Genomic DNA, 14,412 nt, shown 5'->3' on the forward strand with positions numbered 1-14,412 from the left:
TGACGCCTACCCCCTGTCCGTCCGGAGGGACACCCCGCCATGCCCAGCATCAGCCGCCGCAACGGCCACCGTGAGGCCAGCGCATGGCCCGGATGGGTGGACGCGCTGTCGTCCCTCGTCATGGTGGTCATCTTCCTGCTGATGATCTTCGTCGTCGCGCAGTTCTACATGGCGACCGCCCTGACCGGGCGTGACGAGCAACTCGGCAGCCTGAACCGCAAGGTGGCGGAGCTGAACGACCTGCTGGCGCTGGAGCGGGACGCCAACGCCGACCTCCGCATCAACGTCGCCCAGCTCTCGGCGGAGCTTCAAGGCTCCGTGGTGGCGAGGGACACCATGACCGGCCGCATCGCCACGCTCCAGGGCGACCTCGACCACGCCACCCGCGCGGCGGAGGAGTTGCAGCGCACGATCCGCGCCGACAAGGAAACCATCGAGCTGAAGCTGGCCGAAGCCGCCAGCCTCCAGGCCGATCTGAAGGCATTGCGCGAAGCCCGGACCAAGCTGGAGGGCGAGCTGGCCGCCGCCGCCGCTCAGCAGCGCCTGACCGAAGAGCAGCGTCAGGCCCTGCTGGCCGAGCTTGGCGGGGAACGCGACCGGTCCAAGGCGCTGGAAACGCGGCTCGCCAGCGCCGACGAGAAGACGATGCTCGCGCAGAAGGACATCGAGAAGCGCGACATCCGAATCACTGAGTTGATGGCTTCCCTGTCCGCCGAGCAGGGCGCGACTGGCAAGGCGAACGAGCAGGTCGACCTGCTGAACCGGCAGATGGCCGCCTTGCGCGAGCAACTCGCCCGCATCGGCGCCGTGCTGGAAATCTCGGAGAAGAAGGCGGAGGAGCAGCAGGTCCAGATCGCCGAACTCGGCTCGCGGCTGAACCAGGCGCTGGCCGCCAAGGTGCAGGACCTCGCCCGCTACCGCTCCGAGTTCTTCGGACGGGTGCGCGAGGCTTTGGGCAATCGGCAGGACGTGCGCATCGTCGGCGACCGCTTCGTCTTCCAGTCGGAGCTGCTGTTCCCCTCCGGCTCCGCGACTCTGGAGGAGGCCGGCAAGCAGCGGCTGGCGGAACTGGCGCGCACGCTGATCGAGATCGGCCGGACCATCCCGCCGGATATCAACTGGGTGCTGCGCGTGGACGGCCACACCGACGCGCGCCCGGTGCGCATCCAGTTCGCCTCGAACTGGGAGCTGTCGGCGGCGCGCGCGATCTCGGTGGTGAAGTACCTGATCGACCAGGGAATTCCGGCGGACCGTCTGGCCGCCGCCGGTTTCGGCGAGTATCAGCCGCTTGACCCCGGCACCAGCGACGAGGCGCTGGCGCGGAACCGGCGGATCGAGGTGAAGCTGGATCAGCGGTGAAGGGCTTGCCCCCACCGCGCTTGCCTGTTGCCCCCACCCTTCCCATGCTTCGCATGGCCCTTCCCTCCCCGCTGCGCAGGAGAGGGAATTTTATCCCCTCCTGCGCAGCGGGGAGGGTTAGGGAGGGGGCAAGTGCGCCCTACTCCGCCGCGACTTTCTCCGGCTCCACCGTCGGCGTCCAGCGCAGCACCGGCTTGCGCGCCGCGGCGGTCTCGTCCAGGCGGCGGCGCGGGGTCAGGCGCGGAGCGCCCTGGAAATAGGCCACGTCGCCGGACTTGGCCCGCTCCGCCAGGGCGCGCAGCGCCGTGACGAACTGGTCCAGACTGGCCTTCGACTCGGTCTCGGTCGGCTCGATCAGCAGGGCGCCGTGCACGACCAGCGGGAAGTACATGGTCATCGGGTGGAAGCCCTCGTCGATCAGCGCCTTGGCGAGGTCGAGCGTGGTCACCCCCGTGCCCTTCAGGAAGCGGTCGTCGAACAGGCATTCGTGCATGCACGGCCCGTCGAAGGAGGGCGTCATCACGTCCTGAAGGCGCGCCAGCAGATAGTTCGCGTTCAGCACCGCGTCGTTCGCCACCTGCCGCAGCCCGTCGGCGCCGTGGCTCATCATGTAGGCGAGCGCGCGGACGAACATGCCCATCTGGCCGTGGAACGCCTTCATCCGCCCGAAGGCCGGGCCGTCGCCGGCCTGCTCCACCAGACGGAAGGCGCCGTCCTTGTCCTGCACCACGTAGGGCACCGGGACGAAGGGGGCCAGCGACTCCGCGAAGACCACCGGGCCGGAGCCCGGACCACCGCCGCCGTGCGGGGTGGAGAAGGTCTTGTGCAGGTTGATGTGCATCACGTCGATGCCGAGGTCGGCCGGACGCACCCGCCCGACGATGGCGTTGAAGTTGGCGCCGTCGCAGTAGAAATAGGCGCCCGCCGCGTGCACCGCCTCGGCGATGGTGATGATGTCGCGCTCGAACAGGCCGCAGGTGTTCGGGTTGGTCAGCATCAGGCCGGCGACGTCAGGGCCGAGCTTGGCCTTCAGCGCCGCCAGATCGACGCGCCCGTCCTCGGTCGCCGGAATCGCCTCGACGGCGTAGCCGCAGGCGGCGGCGGTCGCCGGGTTGGTGCCGTGGGCGCTTTCGGGGACGAGGATCTTCGTGCGGCCCTTGTCGCCCTTGGCGTCATGGGCGGAGCGGATCGCCATGATGCCGCACATCTCGCCGTGCGCACCGGCCGCCGGGGCCAGCGTCACCGCCGCCATTCCGGTCAGCGTGGCGAGCCAGCGGCCCAGCTCCGCCATCAGCTCCAGCGCCCCCTGCACCGTGCTTTCGGGCTGGAGCGGGTGCACGTCGGCGAAGCCCGGCAGCCGAGCCATCTTCTCGTTCAGGCGCGGGTTGTGCTTCATCGTGCAAGAGCCCAGCGGGTACAGGCCGCTGTCGATGGCGTAGTTCTTCTGCGACAGGCGGGTGTAGTGGCGGACCACCTGCGGCTCGGCGAGGCCCGGCAGGCCGATCCGGCCGCGCGGCTTGACGGAACCCAGACGCGAGCCCACCGCCGGGACCTCGGGCAGGTCGACGCCGCAACGCCCGGCGCTGTCCTGTTCGAAGATCAACGGCTCCTCGATCTGCAGGCCGCGGTTGCCGGTGACGGTCTCCGGAACGGCGCTGTCCGAATTCTGGATGCCGGTCGGGCGACCCTGGTTGTTCATGCTCATCACAGAACCTCGGCGAGGGCGGTGGCGAAGGCGTCCATGTCGGACTCGGTGTTGGTCTCGGTGGCGGCCACAATCAGCAGGTCGTCGAGCCCGCCGCCGAACAGGCGGGAGGCCGGCACGCCGCCCAGGATGCCGCGTTGCGCGAGAGCTTCCACGACCTCCGCCGCCGGCTTTGGCAGCTTGACGGTGAATTCGTTGAAGAAGCTGTCGTTGACGATCTCGACGCCCGTCACCGCCGCCAGCTTGTCGGCCAGTTGCACGGCCTTGGCGTGGTTGATCTCAGCGAGCCGGGTGAAGCCCTCTTCCCCGAGCAGGCTGAGGTGGATGGAGAAGGCCAGCGCACACAGGCCGGAGTTGGTGCAGATGTTCGAGGTCGCCTTCTCGCGGCGGATGTGCTGCTCGCGCGTCGACAGCGTCAGCACGAAGCCGCGCCGCCCGTCAGCGTCCACCGTCTGGCCGCAGAGGCGGCCCGGCATCTGGCGGACCAGCTTCTCCTTCACCGCGAACAGCCCGACATAGGGGCCGCCGAAGTTCAGCGCGTTGCCCAGCGACTGGCCTTCCGCCGCCACGATGTCGGCGCCCATCTCGCCCGGCGGGGTCAGCAGGCCGAGCGACACGGCCTCCGTCACCACGACGATCAGCAGGGCGCCCTTGGCTTGGCAGGCGTTGCCCAGCTCCGTGTAGTCGCGGACATGGCCGAACACGTCGGGATTCTGCACGACGACGCAGGAGGTGTCGCCGTCGACCGCAGCCAGCAGGTCCTCGCCGCCCGTCGGGGCCGGCGGCATCACCACCGTCTCGAAACCGATGAAGCGGGCGTCGGTCGTCGTGGTGTCGCGGTAATGCGGGTGCAGGCCGCCGGACAGCACGGCCTTCTTCCGGCGGGTGACGCGGTTGGCCATCATCACGGCTTCCGCGCAGGCGGTCGCGCCGTCGTACATGGAGGCGTTGGCGACGTCCATGCCGGTCAGCAGCGAGACCTGGGTCTGGAACTCGAACAGGACCTGCAGCGTGCCCTGGCTCACCTCAGGCTGGTAGGGGGTGTAGGCGGTCAGGAACTCGCCGCGCTGCACCAGATGGTCCACCGTCGCCGGGATGTGGTGGCGGTAGGCGCCGGCGCCGAGGAAGCTCGGCACGCTGCCGGCGGGCAGGTTCTTCCCTGCCATCGCCGACAGGGCGCGATCGACCTCAAGCTCGCCCATATGGTTGGACAGCCCCTTGATCGGGCCGGAGAGGCGGGCCGCCTCGGGCACGTCGCGGAACAGCTCGTCCACCGACGGCACGCCGATGGCCTCCAGCATGGAGCGCCGGTCGGCCTCGGTCAGGGGCAGGTAACGCATCTCAGGCTTGCCCTTCCACGAAGGCCTTGTAGGCGGCTTCGTCCATCAGCCCGTCCAGCTCCGCCGGGTTGCTGAGGCGCAGCTTGAAGAACCAGCCGGTGGTCTCGGCCCCGGCGTTCACCAGCGACGGGTCGTTCTCCAGATCGGCGTTGGCCTCGATCACCTCGCCGGAGACCGGGGCGAAGACGTCGCTGGCGGCCTTCACCGACTCCACGACGGCGGCTTCCTTGCCCTGGGTGAGCTGGCGGCCGACGTCCGGCAGCTCGACGAACACGACGTCGCCGAGCTGCTGCTGGGCGTGGTCGCTGACGCCGACGGTGCCGACATCGCCCTCGACGCGGACCCACTCATGGTCCTTGGTGTACTTGATGGTCATGATTGTCCCCTGTTCGAAACGGTTTTGTGATTCTCAGCCGCGGTAGTAGCGCTGCGGCACGAAGGGCATGGCGGCGACCTTGGCGGCCAGCGGCTTGCCGCGGACCATGAGCTGAACCGGCGTGCCCACCGCGGCGTGCGCGCGGTCCACATAGCCCATGGCGACCGGGGCGGAGGCGGTGGGGCCGAAGCCGCCGCTGGTCACCTCCCCGATCTTTTGCCCATCCGCGTCGCAGACGTCGGTGTGCTCGCGGGCCGGCTGGCGGCCTTCCGGCTGAAGGCCGACGCGGCGGCGCGGGGCGCCGTTGGCGAGCTGGTCCTTGATGATGGCGTAGCCGGGGAAGCCGCCCTCCTCCCGGCGGCGCTTGGACAGCGCCCATTCCAGGCCGGCTTCGACCGGAGTCGTCGTCTCGTCGATGTCGTGGCCGTAGAGGCAGAGCCCGGCCTCCAGCCGCAGCGAGTCGCGGGCACCAAGTCCGATGGCCTCGACCTCGTCCTCGGCCAGCAGGGCGCGGGCGATGGTCTCGGCGTCGGATTTGTCGCAGGAGATCTCGTAGCCGTCCTCGCCCGTGTAGCCGGAGCGGGTGATGATGACCGGGATGCCGTTGAAGGTGGCCGGCAAGTAGCTCATGAACTTCATGGTGGCCGCTTCGGGGATGAAGCGCCCCAGCACCGCCGCGGCCTCCGGCCCCTGCAGGGCCATCAAGGCGAGGTCGTCCAGCAGTTCCACCTCGGCCTTGCCCTTCAGCCGCTCGCGCATGTGGGCGACGTCGTGATCCTTGCGGGCGGCATTGACGACCAGGAACAGGTGGTCGCCGGCGTTGGTGACCATCAAATCGTCCAGGATGCCGCCCTGCTCGTTCAGGAACAGCGTGTAGCGCATGCGCCCACGGGCCAACCCCTTGATGTCGCCGGGAACCAGCGACTCCAGCGCGGCGGCCGGGTCCTCGCCGGTCAGGCGCACCTGCCCCATGTGCGACACGTCGAACAGCCCGGCCTTGGCGCGGGTGTGCTGGTGTTCCTTGAGGATGCCGAGCGGGTACTGCACCGGCATGTCGTAGCCGGCGAAGGGCACCATCTTGCCCTTCAGCTCCAGATGGAGGCTGTGCAGCGGCGTTTTCTTGGGGGACTCAGAAGCCTCGGTCACGCGGGTCCTCCGACATAGGGTCGCACAACCCGCGCCGGGATTGGCGCGAGTCCTGCCCCCTCTGTCCTGGACCTGAGAGATTCACCGGCGGGGTCCAACCCCCAACGACCGGTTTACTCCTTCGGTGAGCCGTCGCCCGCCATGCGCGGACGAAGCTGCTTTCCAGAGTTGCCTTATCCCCCTTGCGGTCCTTTTGCCTGAGAGTTTCCGGGGCGGTTGCTCCTTCGGCGCCGCAGACCGGCATCCAGTGTCCTGGCCCCCGGCCCGCGATCTCTCCCGCGAGGGATCGTCGGCTTGTGCGATCTAACCTACCGAGACCTTTGGGAATGTCAATCAGCGCATGGATAAGCTTGGCCTCCGGCCTCAGGCTGACGACGGTGAGATGACCCCCATTTTCCGCCCCCCTCCCATATAGCGGGGATTAGGCGGTAAGGAGGACTCGGCGACGCAGTTTGAGCGTCCATACTGGCGCTTGATGAACTCCAGCTTGTTGATCGGATCTTCCGCCTGCCCACTGCTCCAGGCCATGGTAAGCGGCGTTTTGACGGAGGCCTCGCCTTGCCCCACTCCGGTGGCGAAGGCCTTGACAGCTGGGAAGCCGCATCACTGCCCATCGCCGCGCGAAATGGGGGAACCGGGACTGGTCCGAGGCTGGCTTGAGGCGCCAAAGAAACCGGAGTTGCAAGGCCTGCGCGATTCTCGCTTGCGACTGCGGCCTTGCTTGGCTAACAAGCTCGCAATCTGCTATTCAATGGAGACAGTTCTTGCGTCTTTTATGAAAATGGCAGCGCAAACCGGTGCGAATATCACCATGCAGTCAGTGGAGGATGCAAAGCATGATTCGAAAAATCAAAACAACAGTTAGACTCATTAGGAATTTGCAAAGCCTCCCTGATATAGAGAGCGATATTCAAAAGCTCAATACTGCCAATGAAGAAATAATAAATAATACTAATACATTATCAGAAAAACTAAGCCTTTTAGATAATTCACTAGAGCACAGGTTCAACAAAGAAATTCTTAATACCATTTCATCAAGACTCGATATAATTGAAAACCTCCAGCTTTCTCTCGCTAGAGATCTGCACGAATATACTCGCCCCTCAAGCATGCACAGAGAGAACATCAGAGCAGATTGGGAGGAATCCCCATACTACGATGATTGGGACAACGAGAAAGGCCTTACAGGATTCTGGGGGGAGGCCACCCCGTTCTTCCGACTATTTTCTGAGCTTGACTGCGACGTGGTCATGGACTTGGCGTGTGGACGCGGTCGTCATTCAGCTCAGATACTCCAATTGAGGTCGCCAACAGCGCTGTACTTAGTGGACATTAACAAAAGCAATATAGCCCATTGCCGCAAGCGCTTTGCTGACGATGCAAGGGTTCATTGCTTCGTGAACGACGGCTGCAAGCTATCGCACATTGCCGACAATAGCCTGACAGCAATTATTTCGTACGACGCGATGGTCCACTTCGAATACGACGACGTCATTTCCTATATAAAGGAGTTCTCGCGCGTACTTTCCCCAGGAGGAAAAGCCCTCATCCACCACTCCAACAATGACAGGCAGCCTGGCAACACCTACCAAGAGAACCCTCACTGGCGCAACTTCATGTCCGCCCCACTTTTCAAACACGCGGCTATTCGCTCCGGTCTCAATGTAGTGGAGCAGGTTCTAATGGATTGGGGAGACTCTCCGATGGATAAGGATCTGGACTGCTTGTCACTCCTTGAAAAGCCGGCAGCATAACACGCTCTCAAAGTTCCCGGAAACGGCATACCAGCCGCTTCCGGGAACGATGCTTCCATCGACCTTTCTGGCCAGACGGCAGTGGTCCGAGTCGGTATGCCGCGACCGGTTGGGTGGGAACCAGCCCCCCAAGGGCGCCATGGTCATCGTATCGTCCACCGCCAGCCAACTTCAGTCGATGCCGACCACAGCATCGACACCCCGTCATCAATTCACTCGCGAATACAGCGGAAGGCGAAGGCCTGCCACCGTTTGCCGGTCCACAGGACTAAGCCCATGGCATCCATGGCCGCCCGTTCGGGAACCCGTGGATTGTGAAAGCCAAACAGGTGCGATGGGCACTTCGGCAGCAATGGCGTCATACGCTCCCAAAGTTCGCCCGGCAACCGTCAGCCGTCGCCTGAAACCAATCTGCACATGAGAGCGTCCATACCGCAGCAATGTGCAGAAAATCCAACAGAGCAGATCCAGAACGCTCCCACTGGAACAGGTCCTTTCCATCCACTTACTGCTTCATCTGCGCCCGGTTGAAAGCCAGCTGCTCCGGCGTCAGCTGGAAGCCCAGGAAGATTTTCCAGTCCTTGCCGTTGGCGTCCTTGGGCAGCGGAATCTTCGGCGCCAGCTCCTCGCGGCTGCCGGAGCGGAGCTTGCCGGCATCGAAGGTGACGGAGGTATCGAATTCCGTCTTGGTCGTCGGCGCCTCCTCGCCCGGCTTGGCGACGGCGACGAAGTAGCGGTAGTTCGCCGTGTTGCCCTGCATGGCCGGCCCGCGCTCCGCGATCAGGAAGACGTTCACGTTCACCGTGACGCCGTCGCTGGTGTAGTCGCAGTTGCCGGAGTAATCGGCCAGCGCCGCGCGGGAGGTCACGTCCGTCAGGTCGCGTCCGCCGCCATTGCGGAATTGGGTGACCTCCGCCAGATCGCGGACGATGGACACCTTCGGGCAGGCCAGGGCCGCGTCCGCCGCGGGGTTCGATCCGCCCCCGAGTCCGGAACAGCCGGTGAGCGCCAAGACGCCGAACCCTGCACCCAGACTCGCGAATGCAAGCGCCCGCGGGCTTTTCCGGGCTGGGGTTCCTATATTACGGTCGCGGCGGCGGTCCATCGGTCTGGCCTAACGGTTGGAAGGGTGTGTTCTGCCACGACTTTAGAGAAGCGGTGGGGCCGGCACAAGGCCACGCCGCCGCTGCGACGAACGAACCCCTACACCCCCTTTTTCGAGACACCGGAACGACGCGCATGACCCAGACGCCCCTGACCATCCTGCTTGCGGCCCCCCGTGGCTTCTGCGCCGGCGTGGACCGCGCGATCCAGATCGTGGAGGTGGCGCTGGAGCGGTTCGGCGCCCCCGTCTATGTCCGGCACGAGATCGTCCACAACCGATTCGTGGTGCAGAGCCTTGAGGCCAAGGGCGCCATCTTCGTGGACGAGCTGGATCAGGTGCCCGACGGCGTGCCCGTGGTCTTCTCCGCCCACGGCGTGCCGAAGTCGGTCCCGGCGGCGGCCGAACAGCGCGGCCTGTTCTATCTCGACGCCACCTGCCCGCTGGTCAGCAAGGTGCACCGCGAGGCCGAGCGCCACTTCAACGAGGGGCGCCAGATCGTGCTGATCGGCCACGCCGGCCATCCGGAGGTGATCGGCACCATGGGCCAATTGCCCCAGGGCGCGGTGGTGCTGGTGGAGACGGTGGAGGATGTGGCGACGGTCCAGGTGGACGACCCGGAAAACCTCGCCTACGCCACCCAGACCACCCTGTCGGTGGACGAGACGGCGAGCATCGTCGCCGCCCTCCAGGCCCGCTTCCCGTCCATCGGCGGGCCGAAGAAGGAGGACATCTGCTACGCCACCACCAACCGCCAGCAGGCGGTGAAGGCCATCGCGCCGAAGGTCGACGCCCTGCTGGTGCTGGGCGCGCCGAACTCCTCCAACTCCAAGCGGCTGGTCGAGGTGGCGAAGACCCACGGCTGCCAACGCGCCCAACTCGTCCAACGCGCGGCGGACATCGACTGGTCGGCGCTGGACGGAGTCGCCACGCTGGGCATCACCGCCGGAGCCTCCGCCCCCGAAGTGCTGGTGGAGGAGGTCATGGAGGCCGCCCGCGCCCGCTACGCCGTGACGGTGGAGGAGCTGCGCACCGCCTTCGAGGACATCACCTTCAAGCTGCCGAAGCCGCTGCTGGACGGCGGCACCCCTTCCCGTCCGGTCCCGGCGGACGCATAATCTGGGAATCGGCCTTCGCGACGGAGACGTTCATGGGCGCGCCCGCCATCCGGAAGATGGACATCGACGAATTCCTCGCCTGGGCCGACCGGCAGGAGCCGGACACGCGCTACGAGCTGGTCGGCGGGCGGCCGCAGGCGATGAACGCGTGCTCCCAGGCGCACAGCCAGATCGCCGCGAACGTCGTTTACGAGGTTCGGCGGCGGTCGCGCCCGCACTGCCGCGTTCTGTCGGAAGCCGCCATCGAACGCGAAGACCGCGCCGACCGCTTTTACGAGGCCGACATCGCCGTCACCTGCTCGCCCCACCAGCCCGGCCAGCGCTCGACGCCGAATCCGGTGCTTGTGGTCGAGATCCTGTCGGACAGCACGGCCAGCCACGACCGCGGCACCAAGGTGCCCGACTACATGCAGATCCCCTCCCTGCAGGAGGTGCTGCTGGTGGACAGCCGTGCCGTCCGGGCGCAGCTGTGGCGCCGCGACGGACGGCGCTGGATCGTCGAGGATTTCACCGAGGACGCCACGCTGCCGCTGGCCTCCATCGGAACGGAGCTTCCCCTGTCGGCACTTTACGACGGCATAGCGCTGTGAGCGGCCCAGGGGTGAACGGCTGCGGCGGCATTGACCGGCGCCCCGAATCCCGGTAAGGCGCTGGCATGGCCGTATACACCGAAGTCACCGACGACGAGCTCAACGCTTTCATCGCCCAGTACGATCTGGGCGCCGTCCTGTCCTGCAAGGGCATCGCGGAGGGGGTGGAGAATTCCAACTTCCTCCTGGTGACGGAGCGCGGCCCCTACATCCTGACGCTCTACGAGAAGCGCACCCGGCGGGAGGACCTGCCCTTCTTCCTGGGTCTGATGGAGCATCTGGCCGACAAGGGCATCGCCTGCCCGCTGCCGGTCCAGGGCACGGACGGGCAGGCCCTGCGCGAGCTTTCCGGGCGTCCAGCGGTAATCGTCACCTTCCTGGCCGGCATGTGGCCGCGCCGCATCACGCCGCACCACTGCGCGGAGCTGGGGACGGCGCTGGCCCGCCTGCATCTGGCCGTGGCCGACTTCCGGATGGAGCGCCCCAACGCCCTGTCGCTGGACGGCTGGAAGGACCTTGCCGGCAAATGCGCGCCGCGCGCCGACGAGGTGGCCCGCGACCTGCGCGCGACGCTGGAGGCGGAGATTGCGGCGCTGGAGGCCAATTGGCCCGCCGGCCTGCCGTCCGGTGTCATCCACGCCGACCTGTTCCCCGACAATGTGTTCTTCCGCGGCGACGGGCTGTCCGGCCTGATCGACTTCTACTTCGCCTGCAACGACTTCCTGGCCTACGACATCGCGATCTGCATGAACGCTTGGTGCTTCGAGGTCGACGGGTCGTTCAACGCCACCAAGGCGCGGATGCTGCTGACCAGCTATCAGAAGGTCCGCCCCCTGTCGCCGGCGGAGCTGGCCGCCCTGCCCTGGCTGTGCCGCGGCAGCGCCCTGCGCTTCCTGCTGACGCGCCTCTACGACTGGCTGAACCATCCGCCGGGAGCCTTCGTGCGCCCGAAGGACCCGCTGGAATATCTGCGCAAGCTGCGCTTCCACCAAACCGTCCGCGGGCTCGGCGATTACGCGCTCGACGACGGCGGCAGCTATCAGGTCTGATGACATGACGGACGCAGCGAACAACGGCGACGGCGCCCCGAAGATCGTCGACATCTTCACCGACGGTGCGTGCAGCGGCAACCCCGGCCCCGGCGGCTGGGGCGCCATCCTGCGCTACAACGGGGTGGAGAAGGAGTTGTACGGCGGCGAGCCGGCCACCACCAACAACCGCATGGAGCTGATGGCCGCCATCCAGGCGCTGGAAGCCCTGAAGCGGCCCATGGAGGTGCGGCTCTACACCGACAGCGAGTATGTGAAGAACGGCATCACCCAGTGGATTCACGGCTGGAAGGCCCGTGGCTGGAAGACCGCCGACAAGAAGCCGGTGAAGAACGAGGATCTGTGGCGGCGCCTGGACGAGGCGAAGCGGCAGCACCGGATCGAGTTCCACTGGGTCCGCGGCCACGCCGGCCATCCGGAGAACGAGCGGGCCGACGCGTTGGCCCGCCAGGGCGTCGCCGACGTCCGGCAGGCCGCGCGGGGCTGATCCCGCACGGCGAACGGCGACCATCCTCAAGGGTTTGTGGACGGCGGACCCGCCGTCCCGCTAGGCTCCCTCCGATAACGAACGACGAAAGATCGTTGGGAGGAGACCGAGATGTATCCGCATTTGCGGAACGAAGCCCGCTGGGTGCTGCCCGAGGTGCTGGCCCATCAGGCCGCCGAACGCGGGGGCAAGACCTTCGTCACGATGATCGCCGGCAAAGAGAACAACGGAGACTCCATCACCTACGCCGAGGCGCAGGAGCAGGCGGGCCTTGTGGCCGGCTTCTTCGCCGGGCTGGGCGTGAAGCCGGGCGACAAAGTGGCAGTGATGCTGCCGAACGGGCTGGACTTCGTGCGCGTGTGGCTGGGGCTGGGGCGGCTGGGCGCCGTCATGGTCGCGCTGAACACCGAGCTGAAGGGCGGCTTCCTGGAGCACCAGCTTGAGAATGCCGGGGCCGCCCTGGCGGTGGTCGACGCCGCCCTGGCCGACCGCATCACCGACATTGCGCCACGCCTGACCGCCCTGCGCGGGCTCGTGGTGCCCGGCGCCGCCCAAGGATTGCCGCACACTGCGCTGGAGGGCTGGCGCGACGCCGCCCCCTACGATGGCCCCCTGCCCCGCGCCGGCGACGACGCCTGCATCATGTACACCTCGGGCACCACCGGCCTGTCGAAGGGCGTGCTGATGCCGCACGGCCACGGCTTCCTGTTCGGGCTGGGCTCCATCGACAATTTCGCGCTGACCGACGAGGACCGTTTCTACATCTGCCTGCCGCTGTTCCACGCCAACGGGCTCTACATGCAGCTCTACGCCGCGATGATCTCCGGCGGGTCGGCGGTGCTGCGCGAGCGGTTCAGCGCCTCCGCTTGGCTGGACGACATCCGGCGCCACGGCTGCACGGTGACCAACTCGCTGGGCGCCGTCACTGCCTTCGTAGTGGCCCAGCCGCCGCGCCCGGACGACCGCGACCACCCCCTGCGCCTCGTCGGCGCCGCTCCCAACCCGGCGGACACCGAGCGGGTGCTGCGCGAGCGCTTCGGCGTCCGCGACGTCATCAGCCTCTACGGCATGACCGAGGTAAACATCCCGCTCTACGCCGAGATGGGCAAGCCGCGCCCCGGCACCTGCGGCAAGGTCTACGACCGCTATTTCGAGGTAGAGATCCGCGATCCGCAGACCGACATCCCGGTGCTGCATGGTCAGGTCGGCGAGGTCATGGTGCGCCCGAAGGCCGCCTTCGGCTTCCTGTCCGGCTATCACCGGATGCCCGACAAGACGGTGGAGGTGTGGCGGAACCTGTGGTTCCACACCGGCGATGCCGCGGTGATGGACGACGAGGGCTACGTCACCTTCGTCGACCGCATCAAGGACTGCATCCGCCGCCGCGGCGAGAACGTCTCGTCCTACGAGGTGGAGACGGTGCTGTCGAGGCTGGAGGGGGTGGCGGAGGTCGCCGCCTACGCCGTGCCGGCGGGCATTCCGGGGGCGGAGGACGAGATCATGGTCGCCTTGGTCGCCGCACCGGGCGCCACCCTGACGCCGGAGGCCGTGGCTGCCTTCGCCGAGCGTGAACTGCCGCGCTATGCCCAGCCCCGCTACATCGACATCGTGGACGCCTTCCCCAAGACGCCAACCGCCAAGGTGCAGAAGGCCAAGCTTCGGGAACGCGGCGTGGCCGACACCACTTGGGACCGCACGAAGGCGGGGTGAGGCCGCAGATGTTCAACATCCCCTCTCCCCTCTGGGGAGAGGCTCAGGGTGAGGGGGTTGCGCTTGTGCTGAACATACCGCCACGCGCAACCCCCTCACCGGCCCTACGGGCCACCCTCTCCCCAGAGGGGAGAGGGCTTAATGACGCCCCGGGTTGCCCTGCCGCCTTACAGCGCGCCCAGCACCGCTTCGGCCGAGGACACCTCGAACTGGCCCGGCTTCTCCACGGCGAGGTGGGTGACCTTGCCGTCCTTGGCGACCAGGGCGAAGCGCTGGCCGCGCAGGCCGAGGCCGTAGCCCGTGCCGTCCATCGTCAGGCCCAGCGCCTGGGTCAGAGCGGCGTTGCCGTCCGGCAGCATGGTGACCTTGCCGCCGACTCCGTTCTTCTCGCCCCAGGCGCGCATCACGAAGGGGTCGTTGACGGCGAGGCAGACGATGTCGTCCACGCCCTTGGCCTTCAGGTCCTCGGCCTTCTGGACGAAGCCCGGCAGATGCTTGGCAGAGCAGGTCGGGGTGAAGGCGCCCGGCACCGAGAACAGCACCACCGTCTTGCCCTTGAACAGCGCGTCGGTGGTGACGTCCTGCATCCCGTTGTCGGTCAGATGCTTCAGCGTGACGGACGGGATGGCGTCGCCCACTTGAATGGTCATGTCTCCTGAACTCCCAATTTTTTGTG

At 66.8% G+C, this 14,412-nt stretch carries 13 protein-coding genes and 1 riboswitch; of the genes, 7 read left to right on the forward strand and 6 right to left on the reverse strand.

The window, feature by feature from the left end; translation table 11 throughout:
- Positions 1-39 precede the first annotated feature (39 nt).
- The gene (locus ACWPXE_RS16205) at positions 40-1,359 is read left to right on the forward strand and encodes a peptidoglycan -binding protein (RefSeq protein ID WP_454018642.1); all 1,320 of its coding nucleotides are present in this window, start codon (positions 40-42) and stop codon (positions 1,357-1,359) included.
- A 139-nt stretch (positions 1,360-1,498) separates the two neighbouring features.
- On the opposite strand, the gene gcvPB is transcribed toward ACWPXE_RS16205, so the two are convergent.
- The 4 genes from gcvPB to gcvT are packed head-to-tail and all read right to left on the reverse strand — an operon-like array spanning position 1,499 to position 5,926.
- Complete coding sequence (gene gcvPB / locus ACWPXE_RS16210) at positions 1,499-3,064, reverse strand: aminomethyl-transferring glycine dehydrogenase subunit GcvPB (RefSeq protein WP_454018643.1); 1,566 nt, start codon at positions 3,062-3,064, stop codon at positions 1,499-1,501.
- Positions 3,064-4,404: an aminomethyl-transferring glycine dehydrogenase subunit GcvPA gene (gcvPA, locus tag ACWPXE_RS16215; RefSeq protein ID WP_454018644.1), complete on the reverse strand. Its 1,341-nt coding sequence runs from the start codon at positions 4,402-4,404 to the stop codon at positions 3,064-3,066. Before gcvPA ends, gcvPB begins: the two co-directional genes overlap by 1 nt.
- A 1-nt stretch (position 4,405) precedes the next feature.
- Positions 4,406-4,783, reverse strand: coding sequence for a glycine cleavage system protein GcvH (gene gcvH, locus ACWPXE_RS16220; protein WP_454018785.1), 378 nt, complete (start codon positions 4,781-4,783; stop codon positions 4,406-4,408).
- A 30-nt stretch (positions 4,784-4,813) separates the two neighbouring features.
- A complete protein-coding gene (gene gcvT, locus ACWPXE_RS16225) occupies positions 4,814-5,926 on the reverse strand; it encodes a glycine cleavage system aminomethyltransferase GcvT (RefSeq protein ID WP_454018645.1) in 1,113 nt (370 codons plus the stop codon).
- Positions 5,927-6,101: 175 nt separating this feature from the next.
- Positions 6,102-6,215, reverse strand: a riboswitch (glycine riboswitch).
- 547 nt (positions 6,216-6,762) lie between these two features.
- Between gcvT and ACWPXE_RS16230 the strand changes: the two genes are divergently transcribed.
- Positions 6,763-7,680, forward strand: a complete 918-nt coding sequence (locus ACWPXE_RS16230) for a class I SAM-dependent methyltransferase (RefSeq protein WP_454018646.1) — start codon at positions 6,763-6,765, stop codon at positions 7,678-7,680.
- A gap of 505 nt (positions 7,681-8,185) precedes the next feature.
- Here ACWPXE_RS16230 and ACWPXE_RS16235 read toward each other — a convergent pair.
- Entirely contained in the window at positions 8,186-8,692 is a 507-nt protein-coding gene (locus tag ACWPXE_RS16235; protein WP_454018647.1) for a hypothetical protein, read from the reverse strand.
- Between the two features lie 227 nt (positions 8,693-8,919).
- On the opposite strand from ACWPXE_RS16235, the gene ispH reads away from it, so the two are divergent.
- The 5 genes from ispH (at position 8,920) to ACWPXE_RS16260 (ending at position 13,736) form a co-directional block, all read left to right on the forward strand.
- Positions 8,920-9,900: a 4-hydroxy-3-methylbut-2-enyl diphosphate reductase gene (gene ispH / locus ACWPXE_RS16240; protein WP_454018648.1), complete on the forward strand. Its 981-nt coding sequence runs from the start codon at positions 8,920-8,922 to the stop codon at positions 9,898-9,900.
- Between the two features lie 32 nt (positions 9,901-9,932).
- The gene (locus ACWPXE_RS16245) at positions 9,933-10,490 is read left to right on the forward strand and encodes a Uma2 family endonuclease (RefSeq protein ID WP_454018649.1); all 558 of its coding nucleotides are present in this window, start codon (positions 9,933-9,935) and stop codon (positions 10,488-10,490) included.
- Between the two features lie 65 nt (positions 10,491-10,555).
- Complete coding sequence (locus tag ACWPXE_RS16250) at positions 10,556-11,539, forward strand: homoserine kinase (protein ID WP_454018650.1); 984 nt, start codon at positions 10,556-10,558, stop codon at positions 11,537-11,539.
- A 4-nt stretch (positions 11,540-11,543) separates the two neighbouring features.
- Entirely contained in the window at positions 11,544-12,026 is a 483-nt protein-coding gene (gene rnhA, locus ACWPXE_RS16255) for a ribonuclease HI (RefSeq protein WP_454018651.1), read from the forward strand.
- A gap of 111 nt (positions 12,027-12,137) precedes the next feature.
- Positions 12,138-13,736, forward strand: coding sequence for an AMP-binding protein (locus ACWPXE_RS16260; protein WP_454018652.1), 1,599 nt, complete (start codon positions 12,138-12,140; stop codon positions 13,734-13,736).
- Between the two features lie 167 nt (positions 13,737-13,903).
- On the opposite strand, the gene ACWPXE_RS16265 is transcribed toward ACWPXE_RS16260, so the two are convergent.
- Positions 13,904-14,386 (reverse strand): peroxiredoxin, encoded by a 483-nt coding sequence (locus ACWPXE_RS16265; RefSeq protein WP_038527122.1) that lies wholly within the window; start codon positions 14,384-14,386, stop codon positions 13,904-13,906.
- Between the last annotated feature and the right edge of the window lie 26 nt (positions 14,387-14,412).

The organism is Azospirillum sp. Marseille-Q6669, assembly GCF_965111635.1.

Bases quoted from the DNA above. Each gene is read 5' to 3' on its own strand.
- ACWPXE_RS16205 (WP_454018642.1), top strand. From the start codon at position 40: ATGCCCAGCATCAGCCGCCGCAACGGCCACCGTGAGGCCAGCGCATGG.
- gcvPB (WP_454018643.1), bottom strand. From the start codon at position 3,064: ATGAGCATGAACAACCAGGGTCGCCCGACCGGCATCCAGAATTCGGAC.
- gcvPA (WP_454018644.1), bottom strand. From the start codon at position 4,404: ATGCGTTACCTGCCCCTGACCGAGGCCGACCGGCGCTCCATGCTGGAG.
- ACWPXE_RS16230 (WP_454018646.1), top strand. From the start codon at position 6,763: ATGATTCGAAAAATCAAAACAACAGTTAGACTCATTAGGAATTTGCAA.
- ispH (WP_454018648.1), top strand. From the start codon at position 8,920: ATGACCCAGACGCCCCTGACCATCCTGCTTGCGGCCCCCCGTGGCTTC.
- ACWPXE_RS16245 (WP_454018649.1), top strand. From the start codon at position 9,933: ATGGGCGCGCCCGCCATCCGGAAGATGGACATCGACGAATTCCTCGCC.
- ACWPXE_RS16250 (WP_454018650.1), top strand. From the start codon at position 10,556: ATGGCCGTATACACCGAAGTCACCGACGACGAGCTCAACGCTTTCATC.
- rnhA (WP_454018651.1), top strand. From the start codon at position 11,544: ATGACGGACGCAGCGAACAACGGCGACGGCGCCCCGAAGATCGTCGAC.
- ACWPXE_RS16260 (WP_454018652.1), top strand. From the start codon at position 12,138: ATGTATCCGCATTTGCGGAACGAAGCCCGCTGGGTGCTGCCCGAGGTG.
- ACWPXE_RS16265 (WP_038527122.1), bottom strand. From the start codon at position 14,386: ATGACCATTCAAGTGGGCGACGCCATCCCGTCCGTCACGCTGAAGCAT.